Below are 15827 nucleotides of genomic sequence, written 5' to 3' on the forward strand. Positions count from 1 at the left end.
GCCGCCACGCCGCCACGAAGTAAACACACCGCCACCCGATTGCGTGGCGGCGTGTTCATCTCGTGGCGGGACATGGGGACAGCGGGGTATCGGTCTGCGCCCGTCGGGTGTTGAGTGCAGCATGAGCACACCTCCCCCGGCCCCGAGCGACGCCGCGACCCTGCGCGGGCGGCGGATCGTGCTCGTCGTCGCCGTGCTGGCCTCGTTCGTGGCGTTCCTCGACGGGTCGATCGTCACGGTGGCCCTGCCCGCGATCGCCCGCGAGCTCGGCGGCGGTACGTCCGGCGACGCCGCGGCGACCGGCGACGGAGGTGCCGGCCTCGCCCTGCAGCAGTGGGTGGTCGACGCCTACCTGCTGACGCTCGGGTCGCTCATGCTCGTGGCGGGCTCGCTCAGCGACACGTTCGGGCGCGTGCGGGTGCTGCGCTCGGGGCTGATCGGGTTCGCCGTGACGAGCGTGCTCGCCGCGCTCGCGCCCGACCCGGGCCTGCTGATCGCCGCCCGGGCCCTGCAGGGCGTCACCGCGGCCCTCCTCGTGCCGAGCAGCCTCGCCCTGATCACCTCGACCTTCAGCGGACCGGCGCAGGGCAAGGCCATCGGCAGCTGGACGGCCTGGACCGGCGTCGCGTTCCTGATCGGCCCGCTGACCGGCGGCGCACTGGTCGACACGCTCGGCTGGCGCTGGGTGTTCGCCGTCGTGGTCGTGCCGGTCGTCCTCACCCTCGTGTTGATGACCCGCCTGCCCGGCGACGCCCACCGGGGGAGCGACGGCGCTCCCCCGCGGGTCGACGCCGTGGGCGCCGTGCTGGCCGCGGTCGGCCTCGCCGGGCCGGTCTTCGCGCTGATCGAGGGGCAGCGGGTCGGGTTCGGCGCGTGGTTCGTCGTCCTGCCGCTCGTGGTCGGCCTCGCCGCGCTCGCCGCCTTCGTCTGGTGGGAGGGCCGCACGCCCTCCCCGATGATGCCCCTCACGCTGTTCCGCACCCGCACCTTCACGGTCGGCAACCTGGCCACGGTCGGCATCTACGCGGCCCTCAGCCTCGGCACCCTGACCATCCCGCTGGTGGTGCAGGAGCTGGCGGGTCTGACGGCGACCCTGGCCGGGCTCGTCACCCTACCGACGACGATCGTGTCGCTGGCGTTCTCGACCCTGTTCGGCACGCTCGCCGCCACCCACGGCCCGCGTCTCTTCATGACCGTCGGGCCCCTGATCACCGCGAGCGGGTTCCTCTGGATGCTGCTCGTGCGCGATCCGATCGACGTCTGGTGGCAGGTCGTGCCCGGCGTGGTCCTGTTCGGCTTCGGCCTGTCGGTGACCGTGGCTCCGCTCACCTCGACGGTGCTCTCGCAGATCCCGGCGGCGCAGTCGGGCATCGCCTCCGCGGTCAACAACGCGATCTCACGGGTGGCCGGGCTCGTCGCGGTCGCGTTCCTGGGCGTCATCGCCGGAGGCGCGCTCACGGTGGGCGGGTTCCACCGCGTCGTGATCGTGGTCGCCGTGCTGCTCGGGGTGAGCGCGCTGGTGTCGTTCGTCGGTCTGCGCGACCGCACCCGCGCCTCCTGAGCGGGGTCGCGCCCACCAGGCGACCGGCAGGAGGCGCGGTGTCAGCCCCCGAAGCGGCGCCAGGAGGCGTCCTGCTGGGCCAGGCGACGCAGGGCCAGCAGCAGCGGCTCGACGAGCACGGTGCCGAGCACGACGTACTGCACCGCGGCGTCCACGGAGTCGACCGGGATGCCCGCGATCTCGGCCTCGGCGACCTCGGCCATGGACCGCGCGTAGCCGTCGAGCGCTCCGTCGGGCAGCTCGAACCCCGCGGCGTCGAGCCCGTCGACCGCGGCCTCGAGCGCGGCGAGCACGTCGACCGACCCCGGGTCGATCGTCCACCCCCAGCCGGCCACGAGCGCCTCGGCACGCCCGAGGTCGACGCCCTCGGGGGCCGTCGCGGTGACCGCGGTCTGTGCGACGCCGAGGACCTCGGCGACGCTCTCGTGCTCACCGTCGAGTTGCCCGAGGACGGCTCGGACCCCCGCGACGCTCAGCCCGCCCGCACCGAGCAGGGCCCGCACGAGCCGCAGCCGACGCACGTGCTCGTCGCCGTAGCGCGCCTGCGTCGCGCTGGTGCGCTCGCCCTCGGGCAGCAGCCCCTCGCGCAGGTAGTACTTGATCGTGGCGACAGGCACCCCGGTCGTCTCGGCGAGCTGGGAGATGCGCACGGATTGCCCCTTGACATTGGATAGCGTGACTCTCCAATATTGGAGAGCGCCACTATCCATCTAAGGAGACATCATGCCGCGAGTCAACCCGGGCCGCACCACGCACGAGCACGACGGCGAGCTCGTCGTCTTCCTGATCGGCATGACGATCAACCGCTGGTGGCGACCCGACCTGTGGCTGCCCGTGTTCGGCGCGATGACCCCGATGTTGACCGAGCTGATGCGCGACCCCGAGAGCGGACTCGCCGGCACGCGCCTGACGATCGGCCACGGCGGCCCCGTGCTCGTGCAGTACTGGACCTCGCTCGAGAAGCTCTACGCGTACGCGAGTTCGCCCAAGCAGGCCCACCGACCGGCCTGGACGGCGTTCAACCGCCGGGCGCGCAAGGCCCCGGGAGCCGTCGGCATCTGGCACGAGACCTTCGTGGTCGAGCGGGCCGAGAGCCTGTACGTGGGCATGGCGCCGTCGGGGCTGGCCAAGGCGACCCGGTCGGTGCCGGTCGGTCCGCGGAGCGACACCGCACGGGCCCGGGCCGCGAGCGGCCGGACCCCCGGCGCCGCGTCGGCCTGACGCCGCGCGCCGCCCCACCGCCCCGCCCGGCCCGGCCGCCCCGGGCCGGGCCGCCCCGGGCCGGGCCGGGCCGCGCCAGTCACCGCACCGCGTTTCGTGCACCGCATCCGGTCTAGACGAGGCGCCGTGCACGGAACGGGGTGCGGCGATGCCCATCAGCCTGACCAGCCGCACGGGGCCGGACAGGACAGGGCGAGCTGCACCGCACCGCGCTTCGTGCACCGCACCCGGTCTAGACGAGGTGCCGTGCACGGAACGCGGTGCGCTGTGGATCGGTCGGCCGCACGGGGCCCTACAGCACCCATTGCCCTGAGCCGCCTGTGACCCTACGATGAGCCAGACGTGAGCCGCCCTCGTTCGGGGGTGGCTCCAGCTCTGTCGTGAGACAGCCGTGATTACAAGGGAGTAATCGTGTCCGCTGCCCCTGCCCGCCCTTCCTCGACGCCCCGATCGCGGCCCGTCCGGCCCGCGCGCCGTCCGCGCCGCGGCCTCGCGCTCGCCGCCGGGACCGCCGCCGCGGCCCTGCTGCTCAGCGGCCTGCCCGCGATCGCCGCGCAGGCCGCCCCGGTCGACCTCGCCCGTTTCGGCACGGTCACCGCCTCGGCGAGCCAGGCCGACGGCGACGGCACGTTCCCCGCCGACGCCCTGATCGACGGCGACCCGGCGACCCGCTGGGCCAGCGGCAACGGCCCCGACGAGGACGTCGAGTTCACCGCGTCGGTGATCGTCGACCTCGGCGGCACCGCGCGCGTCGACGCGATCGGCCTCGACTGGGAGGCCTCGTACGCGACCGACTACACGGTCGACGTCACGTCGGGCGACCCGACCCTGCCCGCGAGCTGGACCACCGCGCAGACCGTCACGAGCGACGGCGGGCGCGACGACGTCACGCTGTCGACCCCGACCGACGCTCGCTACGTCCGGGTCAGCATGCTGAAGCGTGCCGCCGCGACCTGGGACCCGAACCGCGAGCACTTCTACGGCTACTCGGCCTTCGGCCTGCAGGTCTTCGGCGAGGCACAGACCCGCTCGGTCACCTTCGACCGGTCGACCGCGACCGTCGCGGCCGGCCAGACCCTGACCGCGGGACTCAGCCTCACCGGTCCGAGCGACGAACCGGTCACCGTCCGTGTGCGCTCGACCGGCGGCACGGCCACGGCGGGCACCGACTACGCGGCCCTCGACGAGACCGTGACCTTCGCGCCCGGCGAGACCAGCGCCTCCGTCGCCCTCGTCACGACCTCGACGGGCGCCCTCAGCCCGCGCAGGACCATCGAGCTGACCGCGTCCGAGCCGAGCGACCCGACCGTCGTCGGCACGCGCGCCACCCTCACCGTGACGCTCACCCCGACGGGCGCCCTGCCGAACGTCGGCGCGACGACCGTGCTCGACGACTTCGAGGGCGGCGTGCCGACCGGCTACTTCGGCTGGGGCCAGAGCCCCGCCGTCACCCCGGCGCTCGACACCGTGGAGGCGCAGCGCGAGGGAGCGACGGGCGTCCGGGCCCTGCGTGCCACCGTCGCTGGCCCGACCACCGCCGAGAGCTGGTTCGGGTTCTCACATGACGTCCCCGCCACCGACTGGAGCGACCACGACGGCTTCTCGTTCTGGTTCAAGGGCACCGCCTCGGGCCTGTCCCTGCGCTACGAGCTGAAGAACGGCGACGGCGCCCTCTTCGAGCAGACCGTCGTCGACGACAGCGTCGACTGGAAGCAGGTCAGCGTGCTGTTCGCCGACCTGCGGCAGAAGGGCCAGCCGTCGAGCGACCTGCGCTTCGACCCGTCGGCCTCGACCGGCTTCGCCGTCACCCTGACCCCCCTCGGCGCCGGCACCTGGCAGTTCGACGACGTCGCCCTGTTCGAGCGCGCGACGATGATCGAGGACTTCGAGGGTGACGTCCCGCTCGGCACGACCGCCGACCCGGTCGGCTTCTTCACCTGGGGCTCCCCTGCCCCGCTCGAGCCCACGATCAGCCGCGACGTCACCGTGCAGGAGCGCGACGGCCGCGCCGACAACAACGTGCTGAGCGGCACCTCGTCGATCCCCACGGGCGGCTACGGCGGGCTCAGCCACAACCTGTCCGACAGTCAGGACTGGTCGAGCTACCAGGGCCTGCGCTTCTGGTGGTACGCCTCGCAGGCGAACAACCCGGCCTCGCCGACGGCGGGTGCCGACATCAAGGTCGAGATCAAGGACGGCGACCCGGCCGGCGGCGACACCGCCGAGACCAGCGAGCTCTGGGCCACCACGTTCAAGGACAACTGGGGCAGCAGCACCAGCCGCTGGAAGCTCGTCGAACTGCCCTTCTCGGCGTTCACCCCGTCGGGCTACCAGCCGGGCGACGCGGCGACGACGAACGGCACGCTCGACCTGACGAGCGCGTTCGGCTACTCGTTCACCTTCACCCCGGGCACGCCCGCCCCGGTCGGGTTCGCGATCGACGACACGCAGCTCTACGGCACCCCGGCGAGCGCCGCGTCCGTCACGGTGGACCCGTCGCAGGACGTCTACCTGGTCGACGCGGGCGGCTCGGTCGAGATCCCGCTGACGGTGACGACGGCCGGTGACGAGCCCCTGGCGTCGGACGTGTCGGTCGACTGGTCGACCGCGGACGGCACGGCCGTCGAAGGCACCGACTACGAGGCGGCGTCCGGCACGGTGACCTTCGCGGCGGGGACCGCCTCGGGGACGGCGCAATCCGTGACCGTGTCGACCCGCGCCTCCTCGGGGGCCGCCGAGTCGAAGGAGTTCGCGGTGACGCTGGCCTCGACCACGGCGAAGGTCGGCGACGGCCCGCGCGTCGTGATCGGCGCGCACGACCTGCCGTACCTCGACCCGTCGCTGCCGACGGCCGACCGCGTGGCCGACCTGCTCGCGCGCATGACGCTCGACGAGAAGGTGGGGCAGATGGCGCAGGCCGAGCGGCTCGGCCTGTCGTCTCCGCAGGACGTCAGCGGACGCGCGCTCGGCTCGCTGCTGAGCGGCGGCGGCTCGGTGCCCGAGGGCAACACTGCGGTGGCGTGGGCCGACATGGTCGACGCGTACCAACGCGAGGCGCTCTCGACGCGACTGCAGATCCCCATGGTCTACGGCGTGGACGCCGTGCACGGCCACAGCAACGTGGTGGGCGCGACGATCTTCCCGCACAACACCGGCCTCGGTGCGACCCGCGATCCGGCCCTCGTCGAGCGGATCGCCGAGGTCACCGCGACCGAGGTCCGGGCGACCGGCGTGCCGTGGACCTTCGCCCCCTGCCTGTGCGTCTCGCGGGACGAGCGGTGGGGCCGCAGCTACGAGTCGTTCGGCGAGGACCCCGACCTGGTGCGCACGTTCGCGGCCCCGTCGGTGATCGGCCTGCAGGGCGACGACCCGACCGACATCGGCGGCGCCGACGAGGTGCTCGCCACGGCCAAGCACTGGGCCGGCGACGGCGGCACGAGCTACGACGAGTCCGTCGCAGGCACGGGTGCGTACCCGATCGACCAGGGCGTCACGAACGCCGACTCGCTCGAGGACTTCACCCGCCTGCACGTCGACCCGTACCTGCCGGCGCTCGAGGCGGGCGTGGGCACGATCATGCCGTCGTACTCGGCGGTCGACCTGGGCGACGGGCCCGTGCGCATGCACGAGAACGCTGCGCTGAACAACGGCCTGCTGAAGGGCGACCTGGGCTTCCAGGGCTTCCTGATCAGCGACTGGGAGGGCATCGACAAGCTGCCCGGCGGCGACTACGCCGACAAGGCGGTGCGCTCGGTGAACGCGGGACTCGACATGGCGATGGCGCCCTACAACTACGGGGCGTTCATCGACGCGATCGTGGCCGCCGTCCGCTCGGGCGACGTCGCCGAGTCGCGGGTCGACGACGCCGTACGGCGCATCCTCACGCAGAAGTTCGACCTGAACCTGTTCGAGCAGCCCTTCGCCGACCGGACCAACGTCGACGGCGTCGGTTCGGCCGAGAACCGCGCCGTGGCCCGTCAGGCCGCAGGCGAGTCGCAGGTGCTGCTGAAGAACGCCGGAGGCGCGCTGCCGTTGGCCGCGGACGCCGACCTGTACGTCGCCGGCTCGAGCGCGGACGACCTCGGCCGCCAGATGGGCGGCTGGACGATCAGCTGGCAGGGCGGATCGGGCGACACGACGACCGGCACGAGCATCGCGGAGGGCATCCGCGAGGTGGCGCCCGGTGCGTCGGTCACGCTGAGCCCCGACGCCTCGGCCCCGATCGGGGCCGGCCAGACCGGTGTCGTCGTGGTCGGCGAACGTCCGTACGCCGAGGGCCAGGGCGACGTGCCCAACAACGGCTCGAGCCTGTCGCTGACGGCGTCCGACCAGGCGATCGTCGACGAGGTCTGCGCCGCCACCGCGTCGTGCGTGGTGCTCGTGGTCTCGGGCCGCCCGCAGCTGCTCGGCGACGTCGTGAGCGTGGCCGACGCGGTCGTCGCCTCGTCGCTGCCCGGCTCCGAGGGCGCCGGCGTCGCCGACGTGCTGTTCGGCGACCGGCCCTTCACCGGGCGGCTGCCCGTGACCTGGGCGGCCCGCGCCGACCAGGTGCCGATCAACGTCGGCGACGCCGACTACGAGCCGCTCTACCCGTACGGCTGGGGTCTGCGCACCGACGGTGCCCGCGAGCGGCTGGAGGCGCTGGTCGCCTCCCTGCCCGAGGGTGCGTCCCGTACCGCGGTGCAGGCCGTGCTCGACGCCGACGTGTGGGACGGCGACGGTGCGGCGACGGACGCTGCCGCCGCGCTGCGCCTCCTGCTCGCCGCGGTCACCCCGTTCGCTGGCACCGACCTCGGCACGATGGCCACGGCGGACGACCTCGTGTCGGTCGCCCGCGACCTCGCCCAGCAGGCGATGGTCGACGGCACGGCGGCCGACGGATCGGCGGCCCTGACGGCCGACGCCGAGAACGCGCTGCAGCGCGGGCTGCCCGACGTGGCGCTCGCGCGGTTCGCCTCGGCGCTCGGCATCGACCTGGGCGTCGCCGAGCCGACCAAGGACGTCGTGCCCGGCACGCTCGACCCCTCCACCGCCCGCCCGGGCGACACGGTGTCGATCACGGCGACCGGCTTCGGCGCCGGCGAGGACCTCGCGGGCACCGTGTTCTCCGAGCCGCAGTCGATCGGCGGGACCACGGCCACGGCGGCCGGGGTCGGCGTGCTGCGGTTCGTCGTGCCGGCCGACCTCGAGCCCGGGACGCACGTCGTCGAACTCGAGGGGCCCGGGCAGATCGCCCGTGCCACGCTGACCGTGCTCGCCGCGACGGTGCCGGGTGACCCGGGGACGCCGGGTGGCGGGACGCCCGGCACGCCGGGTGGTGGCGGGCCGGGCAGCGGCTCGGGCTCGGGTTCCGGCTCGGGCGGCACCGTCGTGGCGTCGCCGGCCGGGCTCGCGTGGACCGGCTCGGGCGAGTGGATCGGCATCGCCGTCGCGGCGTTCCTCATCGTGGCGCTCGGGGTCGCCCTGCGGCTGCGTCGCCCGCGCGACCGCGGCTGAGGCGCCGCGCCGCACCGCGCCTCCCCCTCGAACCCCGTTTCGAACGATGCACCCCGTTTCTTCCGGGTTCATCGTTCGAAACGGGGTTCTTCGTCGCGGCGGCGCTCTCGATGCGGGTCCGGCCCCGCTGCTAGCGTCGCGGGGTGCTCACCACCGACCGCCTGCTGCTGCGTCGCTGGCGCGAGTCCGACCGCGAGCCGTTCGCGGCCCTCAACGCCGACCCCGAGGTGATGCGGTACTTCCCCGCGACCCGTACGCGCGCCGAGAGCGACGCCATGGTCGACCGGCTCGACGCCGCGATCGAGGCGGACGGCTTCGGGCTGTGGGCCGTCGAACGTCGCGACTCGGCGACCTTCGTCGGCTTCGTCGGGCTGTCCCGCCCGACCTTCGATCCGGCGCTCGTCGGGCAGGTCGAGATCGGCTGGCGCCTCGCCCGCGAGGCCTGGGGTCAGGGCTTCGCCACCGAGGCCGCCCGTGAGGTGGTCCGGTTCGCGTTCGATCCGTCCGGTGCCGACCTGCCCGGCCTGATCAGCTTCACGGCGGCGGTCAACGAACCGTCCGGCCGCGTGATGCGCCGCCTCGGCATGACGCACGACCCCGCCGACGACTTCGAGCACCCCGCGCTGCCGCCCGGCCACGCGCTGCGACCGCACGTGCTGTACCGGCTGAGCCGCGCCTCCTGACCCCGCCGGGAACCCCGTTCCGCGCCATGAACCACGAAGGAACGGGGTTCTCCGCACGGAACGGGGTTCATCGCGTGGTGGGCCCGTCGCCGACCCCGACCCCGGTCAGCCCGTCGTCCGCGTCCGTCGCGACGAGCGCCTCGCCCACCTCGGCCAGCGGGATCGTCCTGCCGACGAGCGACTCGAGCGGCCACCGCCGCCACGCTGCGGACGCCCACGCCACGGCCGCATCCAGCCGCTCGGGCTCGGCGTCGCGCACGCCGGTGACCGTGACGAGACCCTCGACCAGCCGGGCGCCGCTCACGCTCACCTCCCGACCGCCCGCCGCCGCCGCCGACCCCGCCGACACCACGACTCCCCCGACGGCCACCTGTCCGACCAGGGCCGACACCCCGGCGACCCCTTCGAACGAGAGTCCGACCGTGCGGTGACGCCCCGACCGGTCGACCGACGCGAGCACCCGTGACAGGGCGTGCGACCCGGTCGACGCCGCGGGGTCGGCCACGGCGACGGCGCCGAACGCGCGCGACCGCTCGCGCCGCGCCTCCTGGGGGTCGACGACCACGACGCGCGCCCCGGCGTCGGCGGCCATCGCCGTCGCGACCAGTCCGACGGCGCCTGCGCCGGACACGACGACGACCTGCCCCGCGAGCGACGGCACCCCCGAGAGCCCGATCACCGAGGAGGCGCGGTGCAGCACCTCCGCGGCCGTCGCGGTCACGCGCGCCATCGGGGCGAGCACGGCGGCAGGCACGTCGTCGGCGACGACCACCACGGCGGTCCCCCGGCGCAGGTGCACGTGGCTCGCGACCGCGCCGGACAGCTGCCAGCTGCGCCGCGTGCGCTCCTCGCCGTACCGCTCGCCCGAGACGCACGCCGAGGCCAGACCCCGATGACAGGGGACGCACCGCCCGCACGCGACCGCGCCGGACCAGACGACGCGCATGCCGGACCGCAGCCGACGACCGTCGTGCGCCCGGGCATGCTCGTCGGCCTCGACGACCCGCCCGACCGCCGAGCCGCCCGGCACCACGGGCAGGGACGCCGCACCACGGCCGACGAGGGCGAGCACCTCGTCCGGGCCGAAGGCGGCGAGCTCGACGGCGACCAGGGCGTCCCCCCGCGCCAGGCGCACGCCGGGCACCGCGATCTCGCTGAAGCCGAGTCCCGTGCCGAGCCAGACCTGTGCCGTCGCCGGCGGGTCGAGGCACACGTCGTGGCCGTCGAGCACGGGACGCATCGGGTCGACCCGCAGCCGCCCCGCCTGCGTCGCCCTCGACATCGTCCCCCACCCCTCGCACCCGGCCGCCGGTGCACGCCACGAGCCTAGGCAGGGCGGGTGGCGGCCCGGCGAACCCCCGGCGTCCACCGGGTGAACGCGCCGATCCGCCGAGAGGGCGGAAGATGCCGTCGCCCACCTCGTGACCAGCGCCTTCTGCCCACTCGAGCACCGGTCACGAACACCGGTCACGAACACCGGTCACGAACACCGGCAGGAGCGCAGGAGGCGCGGGTCGGGTCAGGCGACCGGCGTCAGTCCCAGCGCCCGGATCACGTCGTCGGCCTCGTCCTCAGGCGAGCGACCGGCGTCGACCACGACGTGGCGTTCGTCGGCCTCGGGCGGTTCGAGCGTCGCGACCTGCGAGTCGAGCAGTGCCGTAGGCATGAAGTGTCCCTCACGGGCGGCCATGCGGTCGCCGAGCAGGTCGCGGCTGCCGCGCAGGTAGACGAAGACGACGTTGTGCTCGCGCAGCACGTCGCGGTACTTCCGCTTCAGCGCCGAGCAGGTGATCACGCCCGGCACGCCCGCCATGGCGTGTTCGACGATCCAGGACGAGACCGTGTCGAGCCAGGGAGCCCGGTCGTCGTCGTCGAGCGGGGTGCCGGCGGCCATCTTCGCGACGTTCTCGTCGGGGTGCAGGTCGTCGCCCTCGTACGAGTCCCAGCCGAGCCGCTCGGCGAGCAGGGCCGCGACCGTCGACTTGCCCGAACCCGACACGCCCATGACGACGAGCACGGGATCGGCGGCGTAGGGCCCGCCCGCCGGCACCGCGCCTCCTGCGTGCGTCGCGGCACCCGAGGAGGCGCGGTCCGCGTTCTCGAGGACGGGCATCAGATGAACACGCTCGCGAGCATGACCCCGGCGAGGGCCGTGAGGCTGAGGACGCACTCCATGAGGCTCCAGGTCTTGAAGTTCTGCCCCACCGTGGTGCCGAGGTACTCCTTGATGAGCCAGAAGCCGGCGTCGTTCACGTGCGACAGGAAGACCGAGCCCGCGCCGATGGCGAGCACCAGCAGCGACGCCTCGGGGGTCGACATGTCGGCGGCGAGCGGGGCCATGATGCCGGCGGCCGTGACCGTGGCGACGGTGGCGGACCCGGTGGCGACGCGCACGAGGGCCGCGACGACCCAGGCGACGAGCAGGACGCTGACGCCCGACTCCGAGACGGCGTCGCCGATGACGGTGCCGATGCCGGTGTCGATCAACACCTGCTTGAACCCGCCGCCGGCGCCGACGATCAGCAGGATGCCGGCGACGTCGGGCAACGACGAGCCGAGCGTCTTCGAGACGGCGGCCTTGTCCATGCCCCCGGCGCGGGCGTAGAAGACCATCGCGTAGAGCACGGCGACGGTCAGCGCGACCATGGGCGTCCCGAGGAACTCGAGCAGGTCGACCCAGGTGCCCGTGGCCGTCGGCAGTGCCGCCTCGCGGATCGATCGGGCGAGCATCAGCACGACGGGCAGCAGGATGCCGACCAGGGCGTTCGCGAAGCTGGGGCGCTTGCGGGCCGAGCCCTCGCCGCCGTCCTCCTCTTTCGAGACGAAGAGGTCGGGCACCGGAACGGGAGCCCACTTCGCGGCGAGCTTCGAGAACAGCGGCCCGGCCACGATCACGGTGGGGATGGCCACGAGCACGCCGAGTCCGAGGGTGAGACCGAGGTCGGCGCCGACGGTCGACACGGCGAGCAGCGGACCGGGGTGCGGGGGCACGAGGGCGTGCATCGCCGAGAGGCCGGCGAGCGCCGGGATCGCGATGCGCATGAGCGGCAGGCCCGAGCGGCGGGCGACGAGCACGATCACCGGGATCAGCAGCACGAGGCCGACCTCGAAGAACATCGGCAGGCCGATCAGCGCGCCGATCAGGGCCATCACCCAGGGCAGTGCCTTCTGGGACGAGCGCGAGATCAGGGTGTCGACGATGCGGTCGGCTCCGCCCGAGTCGCTGAGCAGCTTGCCGAACATCGCACCGAGTCCGATGAGGATGCCGACGCTCGTCATGGTCGAGCCGAAGCCGGTGCCGAAGCTCGTGACGGCGTCGCCCGGGGCGAGGCCCGCGCCGATGCCGACCCCGACGGCGCCGAGCAGCAGCGCGAGGAAGGGGTGGACCTTCAGCCAGGTGATGAGGCCGACGATCACGACGATGCCCACGAGGGCCGCGATGATCAACTGCGCGTCGGTGCCCGAGGGCGTGGGGGCGGCGGTCGCCGCAGCGAGGAGGTGCATTCCGTCGCGTCCTTCCGAGGACGCTTCACTGCGACCTCTTCGTCGTGGGCCGGAGCCCGTGGGGTTGTCGTCCGGCTGCGCCCGACGGATGTCTGGCAGTCTTGTCTCGCGGACGAGTCTGATTAGTGTGAATAATCAGACTTATGAAGTGTGCCACAGTCACCACGACCGCGCCACCCCTCCTTTCCGCACCCCTCTCCCCTAGGAGTCGACGATGACACCCGGACTCTCCGCATCACGAGAACGCGGCCTGCACGCCCGCGTGGTGGACGTCCTCGGCACCGAGATCGTCGACGGCCGGCTCGCCGTGGGCTCCATCCTCAACCTCGACGACCTCGCGGCCCGGTTCACCGTCTCGCGGTCGGTGCTGCGCGAGGCCCTGCGGGTGCTGCAGTCGCTCGGCATGGTCGAACCGCGCCAGCGCATCGGCACGCAGGTGCTCCCCCGCACCTCATGGGACCTCATGAACCCGCAGATCATCCTCTGGCGCGGCCGCAGCCCCGAGTACTTCGTCCAGATGCGCGAGCTGCTCGAGCTGCGACTCGGCCTCGAGCCGGTCGCGGCCCGCTTGAGCGCCCTGGCCTTCACGCCCGACCAGGCCTCGGCCGTCGAGGACGCGGCGCGCACCATGGTGGCGGCCGCCGAGTCCGGGGACGGCCGCGCCTACCTCGAGGCCGACGTCGCCTTCCACACGGCCGTGCTGCGCGGCTCGGGCAACGACGTCATCGGGCACTTCGCCTCGACCGTCGAGGCGCTGCTGCGCACCCGCACCGAAGAACGCCGGTTCACCATCACCGAGTACACGCCCGCGGCGGCCGAGCTGCACCTCGACCTGGCCCTCGCGATCCGGGCCGGCGACGCGGACGCCGCCTTCTCCCGCTCGTGGCAGCTGATCGACACGACCGTCGACGAGTTCGTCGCCGAGTCCGGCGGCTCCCCCGCGACCTGACCCGCGCCTCCGGCACTTCCCATCCCCGCCTGCCCCGCGCCTCCTGTCTTCCCGCCGAATGCAGGCCGGCAATTGCCTCCCGCTGTGTAATTCGCGACCACTCGACTGCGACACGCCGCCCGACGCCCCTCTCAGGCGGCGCGTCGCTCGGTCCCTGTCGGGTTCGGCACGCCTCGCGCCCTGCGGCCGGTCGGGTTCGGCACGCCTCGACCGCCCGGCGGTTCCGGGCGCCGCTCGTACCCGCACGCCGCGCACGGCCGACACACCGAGGAGGCGCGGCGAACGCCCAGGCGCCCGTCACGTCCCGTTCACGCCCCGGTCGCCCCCGGGGTGCAGCATCGACGCATGATCTCGCTCAGCGCCCTCGTGAAGCCCAAGGACGGAATCCACTCGGTCCGCCTGCTCGAGAAGAGCCTCCGCGACCACTACGAGAACGTGCCCGTGAAGGACCACCAGTACCTGGTCCGCTTCGCCGACGGCCCGGCTCTCGTGACCGACGAGCTCGCGGGCCTCCGGGTCGACGTCGTCGTCTCGGACGAGCGGGCCGCGACGCACTTCCGCGAGGCGCTGGCCGGCGAGATCGCGACCCGCGTCCTCGGGCGCACCGTCGACGTCGTGTGGTCGCGGTCGGCGACCGTGCCCGCACCGCTGCGCTGAGGCGCGACGGAGACCGACGAGGTCAGTCGCCCTCGGCGTCGGCGGCGACGATCAACTTCGTCATCGTGCGGTGCAGCACGACGAGCTCGTCGTGCGTCACCCCGAGCCGCGCCATCATGCGGCCGGGGATGCTCTCGGCCTCGCGCCTCAACTCGGCACCCGCCGGGGTCAACTCGATCGACAACGCCCGCTCGTCGTCGGCCCGTCGCCCGCGGGTCAGCAGCCCCTGGGCCTCGAGCCGCTTCAGCAGCGGACTGAGCGTGCCCGGATCGAGCCGCAGCAGACGGCTGAGCTCACGACCCGAGAGCGGTGCGTGCTGCCACAGGGCCAGCATGACGAGGTACTGCGGGTGCGTCAGCCCGAGAGGCTCGAGCACCGGACGGTAGGCCGCCACGACCCCCCGCGACGCGACGGAGAGCGCGAAGCAGATCTGACTCTCGAGCTCGAGCGGGTCCGCGCCCCCGGCTGCGCCGGAACCCGCGTCGCCGACCGCATCCCTGCCCGCAGTACCCGCGACACTCGTGCCCGTGGCACCGGCGGCGCTCATGCCCGCGGCACCGGCGGCGCTCATGCCCGGGGCACCGGGCAGTGCACCATGGTGCGGACGCCCGTCCGATCGACGACGTGCTCGTCCATCGGCGCACCGCAGAGCGGGCAGACGCCACCGTGCTGAGGCGCGACCGCCGGAGCCTCGTTCTTCAACCCCAGCTGAGCGCCGCCGATGTAGGGCCGCAGCCGGGCGTTCATGCGCTCGACCAGGTCGCCGAACCTGCTGCCGTGGTCGTGGTGCCGCTCGGGTCTCGTCATGGTCGTTAGTCTACCAACGATTGGTGCCCCAACGACAGGGCGGCGGTCCGAGACACACGACCGCGCCCGCCCCGACGAACGGGGCGGGCGCGGACGGGCGGAACCGAGGAGGCGCGGCGGGCGCCGGTCAGGCCACCTTGCGACCCTGCGCCAACGTCTGGTGCGCCCGGGCGGCGAGTTCGCCGCGGACCAGCACCTCGTACCGGCCGGCCTCCATGGTGCGGACCGACGAGAAGTCGCGACGACCGCGCAGCATCTTGTGGCCGACGAAGCCCCACAGGGCACCCCACAGCGCACCGAGGCCGACGGCCACGAGCAGCACGCCGATCCACGCAGCGCTCGGGGCGAAGATGCCGAACAGCAGTCCGAGCAGCAGGCCGAACCAGGCACCGCCACCGGCGCCGCGTCCGGCGGCCTTGCCCGAGGTCAGCCGACCCGAGACGTTCTCGACGGTGCGGATGTCGTGTCCGACGATCGAGACGCTCTCGACGGGGAACCCTTCGTCGGACAGCAGGTCGACGGCCGATTGGGCGTCCTCGTACTTGGTGAAGGAGGCGAGCACCTGGGGATAGCCCGCGCCGGCGAAGGCGCCGATGCCACCGGGGCCGGGCGTGCCCGTCGTCGGGGTCGCCTGCGGCCCGGCCTGACCGTGACCGGACTGGCCGTAGCCGGGCTGGCCGTACGGAGCGCCCTGCTGACCGGGCACCTGGCCCGGCTGCTGCCCCTGGTCGGGAGAGGCCGGCTGACCGGCGGGCTGCTGCCCGGTGCCCTGCGGCGCGTACTCGCCGTACGCGGGGCGCGGGCGGTCGTCGGGGGTGGGCGTGGTGTCCTGCTCGTTGCTCATGCTCCCGTTCTATCGCGCTCGCGTCGACGCGGAGGGAATGCACAGTCGGCCCACAGCATTCCTTGGCGCGCTCTCAGTCGCGGCGTCCCCACCACGGCCCCTCCA

The 15827-nt window shown here is 73.6% G+C and carries 13 protein-coding genes; 6 read left to right on the forward strand and 7 right to left on the reverse strand.

What is annotated here, in order from left to right; all coding sequences use genetic code 11:
- Nucleotides 1-121: 121 nt before the first annotated feature.
- Entirely contained in the window at nt 122-1561 is a 1440-nt protein-coding gene (locus tag BIV04_RS12215) for an MFS transporter (RefSeq protein WP_071256601.1), read from the forward strand.
- Nucleotides 1562-1602: 41 nt separating this feature from the next.
- Here the strand turns inward: BIV04_RS12215 and BIV04_RS12220 are convergent, their stop codons facing one another.
- Nucleotides 1603-2211 (reverse strand): MerR family transcriptional regulator, encoded by a 609-nt coding sequence (locus tag BIV04_RS12220; protein WP_071256602.1) that lies wholly within the window; start codon nt 2209-2211, stop codon nt 1603-1605.
- A 73-nt stretch (nt 2212-2284) separates the two neighbouring features.
- Between BIV04_RS12220 and BIV04_RS12225 the strand changes: the two genes are divergently transcribed.
- From BIV04_RS12225 to BIV04_RS12235, 3 genes are all read left to right on the forward strand, one after another.
- Nucleotides 2285-2782 (forward strand): DUF4188 domain-containing protein, encoded by a 498-nt coding sequence (locus BIV04_RS12225; RefSeq protein ID WP_071256603.1) that lies wholly within the window; start codon nt 2285-2287, stop codon nt 2780-2782.
- 411 nt (nt 2783-3193) lie between these two features.
- A complete protein-coding gene (locus tag BIV04_RS12230; RefSeq protein ID WP_071256604.1) occupies nt 3194-8278 on the forward strand; it encodes a glycoside hydrolase family 3 N-terminal domain-containing protein in 5085 nt (1694 codons plus the stop codon).
- A 143-nt stretch (nt 8279-8421) separates the two neighbouring features.
- Nucleotides 8422-8961 carry a GNAT family N-acetyltransferase gene (locus tag BIV04_RS12235; protein WP_071256605.1) on the forward strand — a complete coding sequence of 180 codons (540 nt, stop codon included), beginning with the start codon at nt 8422-8424 and terminating at the stop codon, nt 8959-8961.
- Nucleotides 8962-9028: 67 nt separating this feature from the next.
- Here the strand turns inward: BIV04_RS12235 and BIV04_RS12240 are convergent, their stop codons facing one another.
- The 3 genes from BIV04_RS12240 to BIV04_RS12250 all read right to left on the reverse strand — a co-directional run bounded on the left by BIV04_RS12240 (nt 9029) and on the right by BIV04_RS12250 (nt 12465).
- Nucleotides 9029-10243 (reverse strand): alcohol dehydrogenase catalytic domain-containing protein, encoded by a 1215-nt coding sequence (locus BIV04_RS12240; protein ID WP_071256606.1) that lies wholly within the window; start codon nt 10241-10243, stop codon nt 9029-9031.
- Nucleotides 10244-10480: 237 nt separating this feature from the next.
- Complete coding sequence (locus BIV04_RS12245) at nt 10481-10966, reverse strand: gluconokinase (RefSeq protein ID WP_231567136.1); 486 nt, start codon at nt 10964-10966, stop codon at nt 10481-10483.
- Between the two features lie 107 nt (nt 10967-11073).
- Entirely contained in the window at nt 11074-12465 is a 1392-nt protein-coding gene (locus tag BIV04_RS12250; protein WP_071256607.1) for a GntP family permease, read from the reverse strand.
- A 214-nt stretch (nt 12466-12679) separates the two neighbouring features.
- Here BIV04_RS12250 and BIV04_RS12255 point away from each other — a divergent pair, with 214 nt between their 5' ends.
- Together BIV04_RS12255 and BIV04_RS12260 are read left to right on the forward strand one after the other, a co-directional pair.
- Nucleotides 12680-13414, forward strand: coding sequence for a FadR/GntR family transcriptional regulator (locus tag BIV04_RS12255; protein WP_071256608.1), 735 nt, complete (start codon nt 12680-12682; stop codon nt 13412-13414).
- A 345-nt stretch (nt 13415-13759) separates the two neighbouring features.
- Nucleotides 13760-14071 carry a hypothetical protein gene (locus tag BIV04_RS12260; RefSeq protein WP_043596011.1) on the forward strand — a complete coding sequence of 104 codons (312 nt, stop codon included), beginning with the start codon at nt 13760-13762 and terminating at the stop codon, nt 14069-14071.
- 22 nt (nt 14072-14093) lie between these two features.
- On the opposite strand, the gene BIV04_RS12265 is transcribed toward BIV04_RS12260, so the two are convergent.
- The 3 genes from BIV04_RS12265 to BIV04_RS12275 all read right to left on the reverse strand — a co-directional run bounded on the left by BIV04_RS12265 (nt 14094) and on the right by BIV04_RS12275 (nt 15722).
- On the reverse strand, nt 14094-14642 hold the full coding sequence (locus BIV04_RS12265) for a MarR family winged helix-turn-helix transcriptional regulator (protein ID WP_255364277.1): 549 nt from the start codon (nt 14640-14642) through the stop codon (nt 14094-14096).
- Nucleotides 14639-14878 (reverse strand): hypothetical protein, encoded by a 240-nt coding sequence (locus tag BIV04_RS12270; protein WP_055973623.1) that lies wholly within the window; start codon nt 14876-14878, stop codon nt 14639-14641. Before BIV04_RS12270 ends, BIV04_RS12265 begins: the two co-directional genes overlap by 4 nt.
- Before the next feature lie 127 nt (nt 14879-15005).
- Nucleotides 15006-15722, reverse strand: coding sequence for a general stress protein (locus BIV04_RS12275; RefSeq protein WP_255364278.1), 717 nt, complete (start codon nt 15720-15722; stop codon nt 15006-15008).
- Nucleotides 15723-15827: the final 105 nt, after the last annotated feature.

Origin of the sequence: Frigoribacterium sp. MCBA15_019, assembly GCF_001864945.1 — a bacterium.
Taxonomy (GTDB): Bacteria; Actinomycetota; Actinomycetes; order Actinomycetales; family Microbacteriaceae; genus Frigoribacterium.

Excerpts from the sequence above, each read along its gene's own strand:
- BIV04_RS12215 (WP_071256601.1), top strand. The coding sequence starts at position 122 with ATGAGCACACCTCCCCCGGCCCCGAGCGACGCCGCGACCCTGCGCGGG.
- BIV04_RS12225 (WP_071256603.1), top strand. The coding sequence starts at position 2,285 with ATGCCGCGAGTCAACCCGGGCCGCACCACGCACGAGCACGACGGCGAG.
- BIV04_RS12240 (WP_071256606.1), bottom strand. The coding sequence starts at position 10,243 with ATGTCGAGGGCGACGCAGGCGGGGCGGCTGCGGGTCGACCCGATGCGT.
- BIV04_RS12245 (WP_231567136.1), bottom strand. The coding sequence starts at position 10,966 with ATGGGCGTGTCGGGTTCGGGCAAGTCGACGGTCGCGGCCCTGCTCGCC.
- BIV04_RS12250 (WP_071256607.1), bottom strand. The coding sequence starts at position 12,465 with ATGCACCTCCTCGCTGCGGCGACCGCCGCCCCCACGCCCTCGGGCACC.
- BIV04_RS12255 (WP_071256608.1), top strand. The coding sequence starts at position 12,680 with ATGACACCCGGACTCTCCGCATCACGAGAACGCGGCCTGCACGCCCGC.
- BIV04_RS12260 (WP_043596011.1), top strand. The coding sequence starts at position 13,760 with ATGATCTCGCTCAGCGCCCTCGTGAAGCCCAAGGACGGAATCCACTCG.
- BIV04_RS12265 (WP_255364277.1), bottom strand. The coding sequence starts at position 14,642 with ATGAGCGCCGCCGGTGCCGCGGGCATGAGCGCCGCCGGTGCCACGGGC.
- BIV04_RS12270 (WP_055973623.1), bottom strand. The coding sequence starts at position 14,878 with ATGACGAGACCCGAGCGGCACCACGACCACGGCAGCAGGTTCGGCGAC.
- BIV04_RS12275 (WP_255364278.1), bottom strand. The coding sequence starts at position 15,722 with ATGAGCAACGAGCAGGACACCACGCCCACCCCCGACGACCGCCCGCGC.